The sequence below is a fragment of the Protofrankia sp. Cj3 genome (genome assembly GCF_917627355.1).
Lineage (GTDB): Bacteria > Actinomycetota > Actinomycetes > Frankiales > Frankiaceae > Protofrankia.
On record NZ_CAKJTR010000039.1, the window covers coordinates 5,762 to 10,677 of the forward strand.

General features: G+C 68.4%; 4 protein-coding genes. 3 read left to right on the forward strand and 1 reads right to left on the reverse strand.

What is annotated here, in order from left to right; all coding sequences use genetic code 11:
- Positions 1 to 110: 110 nt before the first annotated feature.
- Complete coding sequence (locus tag MJ783_RS07650) at positions 111 to 1,397, forward strand: TerD family protein (protein ID WP_239309536.1); 1,287 nt, start codon at positions 111 to 113, stop codon at positions 1,395 to 1,397.
- A 54-nt stretch (positions 1,398 to 1,451) separates the two neighbouring features.
- On the opposite strand, the gene MJ783_RS07655 is transcribed toward MJ783_RS07650, so the two are convergent.
- Positions 1,452 to 2,648, reverse strand: a complete 1,197-nt coding sequence (locus MJ783_RS07655; protein ID WP_239309538.1) for an acyl-CoA dehydrogenase family protein — start codon at positions 2,646 to 2,648, stop codon at positions 1,452 to 1,454.
- Between the two features lie 328 nt (positions 2,649 to 2,976).
- Between MJ783_RS07655 and MJ783_RS07660 the strand changes: the two genes are divergently transcribed.
- Positions 2,977 to 4,326: a magnesium transporter MgtE N-terminal domain-containing protein gene (locus MJ783_RS07660; protein ID WP_370651510.1), complete on the forward strand. Its 1,350-nt coding sequence runs from the start codon at positions 2,977 to 2,979 to the stop codon at positions 4,324 to 4,326.
- Complete coding sequence (locus MJ783_RS07665) at positions 4,323 to 4,904, forward strand: DUF1003 domain-containing protein (protein ID WP_239309542.1); 582 nt, start codon at positions 4,323 to 4,325, stop codon at positions 4,902 to 4,904. Before MJ783_RS07660 ends, MJ783_RS07665 begins: the two co-directional genes overlap by 4 nt.
- The last annotated feature ends 12 nt before the right edge of the window (positions 4,905 to 4,916 follow it).

A 4,916-nucleotide genomic window follows, 5' to 3' on the forward strand; every position in this document is an offset into this window, starting at 1 on the left:
TATCCTCGGGCGCTCTAAGAACGCCCCACCCCGAGGTGTTCCAAAGGCCGCGCGGTCACGGCTGTTGCGTGCGGCTGGAGGCCCCAAGCAATCCAGCCGCGGAGGCCGCCATGGCACAGGTGCTGAGCAAAGGCGCGAACGCATCGCTGCCCATCACCGAGGTACGAGTGGAGATCATCTCGTCGACTCCGCTGGACATAGCCGCGCTGCTGGTGACGGCGAGCGGCAAGGTCCGCTCGGACGCCGACTTCGTGTTCTTCAACCAGCCCACCGGCCCTGGGGTCCGCCTTCTTCCGCCCGCCGCGCTTGAGTTCGCGTTGGCACAGGTACCCGCCGATATCGATAAGGTTGTCATCACCGGCAGCCTGGACGGGTCCGGCCCGCCGGCCTTCGCCACGGTCGAGCGGTTGCAGGTCGTTGTCAGGGATCCGGGGGGAGCGGAGCTTGCCCGTTTCGACCCGGTCGGGCTGACCGTTGAGACGGCATTGATACTCGTCGAGTTGTACCGGCGCCAGGGGGCCTGGAAGGTGCGGGCGGTGGGCCAGGGCTACGCCTCCGGCCTTGCTGGCATCGCCACCGATTTCGGGATCACGGTGGATGAGCCGGGGGCGGTGGATGAGGCTCCCACCCAGCTCTACGTGCCGCCCGCGCAGCCGTCGTCCCCAGCGGCGCCCGTACCGCACTCCCAGAGCTGGGGAGGCTCGCCACAGTCGTCCGCCGCCCCGGCTCAGCAGTCGCGCTCCTGGGGGCCGCCGCAGGCCTGGGGACCGCCGCGGCCCGGCCAGCAGCAGTCCCCGCCGCCGGTCACCGGTGCGCCGGCCGTCAACCTCGACAAGGGCCGGGTCTCGCTGCACAAGGGCCAGAGCGTCTCGCTGGTCAAGACCGGGGCCGCGCCGCTGACCCGGGTACGGATGGCCCTGGGCTGGGATCCGGCCCACCGCGGCCGCCAGATCGACCTGGACGCCTCCTGCATCCTGTTCGACGGCCGCGGCAAGGACGTCGACAAGGTGTGGTTCATGTCGAAGAAGGGCGCCCGCGGCGCGGTGCGCCATTCCGGGGACAACCTCACCGGCAGCGGCGAGGGCGACGACGAGACCATTTTCGTCGACCTCGCGGCGCTCCCGGCCAGCATCGAGGCGCTGGTCTTCACCGTGAACAGTTTTCAGGGCCAGCATTTCACCGAGGTCCGCAACGCCTTCTGCCGGCTGGTCGACGATTTCACCGGTGCCGAGCTGGTCCGTTTCGACCTGTCCGAGTCAAAACCGCACACCGGCCTGGTCATGTGCAAGGTGGCACGTCAACAGGGCGGACCGCACTGGACCATGACGGCAATCGGCGAGTTCCATGACGGCAAGACCGTGCGCGCGATGGTAGGGCCGTCCAAACAGTACCTGTAGTGGGCTGCCGGGCGCGCGGAGAATTCGTGCTCGCGCGCCCGGCAGCTTCACCCGCTACGGGAGCTTGTACTCCTTGAGCAGCGCCCGGCTGATGATGCGCTTCTGCACCTCGGAGGTGCCTTCACCGATGAGCATGAACGGCGCTTCCCGGAAAAGCCGCTCGATTTCGTACTCCTTGGAGTAGCCGTAACCACCGTGGATGCGGAAGGAATCGGTGGTCACCTCGTGGCAGTATTCGCTGGCAAGATACTTGGCCATACCGGCCTCGACATCGTTGCGCTGCCCGCTGTCCTTCTTGCGAGCGGCGTTCACCATCATCAGATGGCCGGCCTCGACCTTCGTCGCCATCTCGGCCAGCTTGAAGGCGATCGCCTGGTGGTCGGCGATCTGCTTGCCGAAGGTGCGGCGCTGCTGGGCGTAGGCGATCGCCAGCTCGAATGCCCGGATCATGATGCCGCACGCGCGGGCCGCGACATTGACCCGGCCCACTTCGACACCGTCCATCATCTGGTAGAAGCCCTTGCCACGGCCGTCGACGCCGCCGAGGATCGACGAGGCGGGGACCCGGTGGTTGTCCAGCACCATCTCGGTGGTCTCGACACCCTTGTAACCAAGCTTGTCGATTTTCCCGGGAATCGTGATGCCCGCGTTGGTGCCGAAACCCGGGTCCTTTTCCAGCAGGAAGGTCGTCATGTTCCGGTAGACGGAGTCGGCGCCTTCGTCGGTCTTGACGAGAGTGGCGACGAGGCCGGCGCGGGCGCCGTTCGTCAGCCACATCTTCTGGCCGTTGATGAGGTAGTCGTCACCGTCGGGGGTGGCCCGGGTGGTGATGGCGGACACGTCCGAACCGCAGCCCGGTTCGCTCAGCGAGAACGCGCCGCGGACCTCACCGGTCGCCATTTTCGGCAGGAGCCGCCGCCGCTGTTCGGGGGAGCCGTGCTGGAGCAGGAGGTAGGCGACGATGAAGTGTGTGTTGATCACACCTGAGACGCTCATCCAGCCGCGGGCCACCTCCTCGACGACCAGGGCGTAGGTGAGGAGCGACTCGCCGAGCCCGCCGTACTCCTCCGGGATGGTGATCCCGAACAGCCCCATTTCCTTCATGGCTTCGACGATCGCCTCGGGGAACTCGTCCTTGTGCTCCAGCTCGGTGGCGTACGGCAGAATCTCCTTGTCGACGAACGTGCGCACGGCCGACAGAATGTCGGCCTGAACATCGGTCAGACCGTCGGTCTGCGCGATCCTGCCCATCGTGTCCGTTTCCCTTCTCCGCTGTCACCGGCGCCCGGCATTTGCCGACTGTTCCGCTGATTGGTCTGCCGCCTGCCCCGCTGACAGACATCCGCGTATCAGCCATATCAATCGCGGCTGCCGGCCGCGGCCATTGCACCTCAGCTGTCCCGCACGTATGAGCAGTATCGCGGCATTCGGGGTCACGCGCGAGCGGAGCCGGCGGACGAGCCGGCCTGCCGGTGGCCGGCATGGGCGCGCGGAGATCGTGTATGCCGTCGCCGGCTGGATTTTTCGGGACGGCTCATGGCGGAGGTAGCCTCACGCGGTGACCACGGCACCGGCTCGGCTGTACTGCCGCAGGCTGGCAGGCCTGCTCGTCCTTGATCCTAATGGTGATGTGGTCGGACGGGTCCGTGATGTGGTCGTCACCCTACGGCTCGGCCGCGAACCGCCGCGCGTCCTCGGGCTCGCCGTCGAGGTGCAACGCCGGCCTATCTTCGTGCCGATCAGCAGGGTGACCGGGGTGGAGTCGGGTGCGGTCGTGCTCTCGTCGGCCCGGCTGAGCTGGCGCCGGTTCGCGCAGCGTCCGGGCGAGCTCCTCGTGCTCGGCGAGCTCCTGGACCGGCAGGTGACACTGGTCGCGACCGATGCGCTGGTCACTGTGGTGGACGCGGCGATCGAACCGATCCGTGGCGGTGACTGGGTGCTCGACCAGGTGGCGGTACGGACCGGCCGGCGACGGCGTGGCGAGGTCCGTACGGTTTCCTGGGACGAGATCACCGGTGTTTCGCTGCCCGAGGATGGCCAGGGCGCGGCGAACCTGCTCGCGGCGTTCGAGAAGCTGCGTCCCGCGGATCTCGCCTCGCTGCTGCACAACCTTTCTCGTAAACGCCGGGCCGAGGTCGCCGCGGCCCTCGACGACGAGCGGCTCGCCGACGTCCTGGAGGAGCTGCCCGAGGACGAGCAGATCGAGCTGCTCGGCGGGCTCGCCGATGATCGGGCGGCTGACATCCTGGAGGCGATGGGGCCCGATGACGCCGCCGACCTCCTGGGGGACCTGCCGGCCGAGGAGGCCGAGCGCCTGCTGCGGCTGATGGAGCCGCGGGAGGCGGCCCCGGTGCGCCGGCTGCTCGTCTACCCGGACAACACCGCCGGTGGGCTGATGACCAGCGAGCCGGTGATTCTTGGCCCGAACGCGACTGTTGCCGAGGCACTCGCGCGGGTGCGGGCGCCAGAGCTGTCACCGGCCCTGGCCGCGCAGGTTTACGTCGTCCGGCCGCCGTTCGAGACCCCGACCGGACGTTACCTGGGGCTTGCGCACTTCCAGCGGCTGTTGCGGGAGCCGCCCGGGACACTCGTCGGAGGCGTCATCGACATCGACATCACCCCGCTGCGCCCGGAGACGCCGCTACCGGAGGTGACTCGTCTGCTCGCCTCGTACAACCTGGTGGCCGTCCCCGTACTGGACGAGTCGGCCAGGCTGGTCGGCGTGGTCACCGTTGACGATGTTCTTGACCACATGCTGCCGGCTAACTGGCGGGAACGGGACCTGGATGGGGACGCCCGCGTGGGGGCTTTCGATGATCTTCAAAGCGATTCCCCCGGTAGCGCCGGGAATGCCGGGAATGCCGGGAGCGCTGGGCCGCCAGGGGGGCGGGCCGGGCGCGACAACGGCCTGAGCGGGTTCGGATCATGAAGTTTCGCCGCGGGGCGGGCCGGCTTGACCAGCCACGTCCGTCGCGCCGGTCAGCATTGGCTCGCCGGCCCGCCGAGCCGGATGCCTTCGGCCGGGTCGCCGAGCGGATCGCCCGGTTCATCGGAACCGCGCGCTTCCTTGTGCTACAGAGCGTGGTCGTTGTAGCCTGGATTGGCTACAACGTCGTCATGCCATCTGACCTGCGGTTCGACAACTATCCGTTCATCTTCCTGACGTTGGCGCTGTCGTTGCAGGCGGCCTACGCGGCGCCGCTGATCCTGCTGGCGCAGAACCGGCAGGACGACCGGGACCGGGCGAACCTCGCCCAGGACAGGGACCAGACCAGCCGCCAGCGCGAGGACACCGAATACCTCGCCCGCGAGATAGCGGCGGTACGTGTCAAGATCGGTGAATTGGCGACCCGCGACTACCTGCGCTCGGAGCTGCGGGCGGAACTGCGGGCGCTGCTGGCTGAGCCCGTCGGCGTCGGTGAGGACGCCGACGGCGGACAGCGGCGCGGCGCCGGCTCGCCGGCACGGCGCTCCGAACGCCGTAATACCGCCGACCGGCGAGCCTGACCCGGCGGAGGA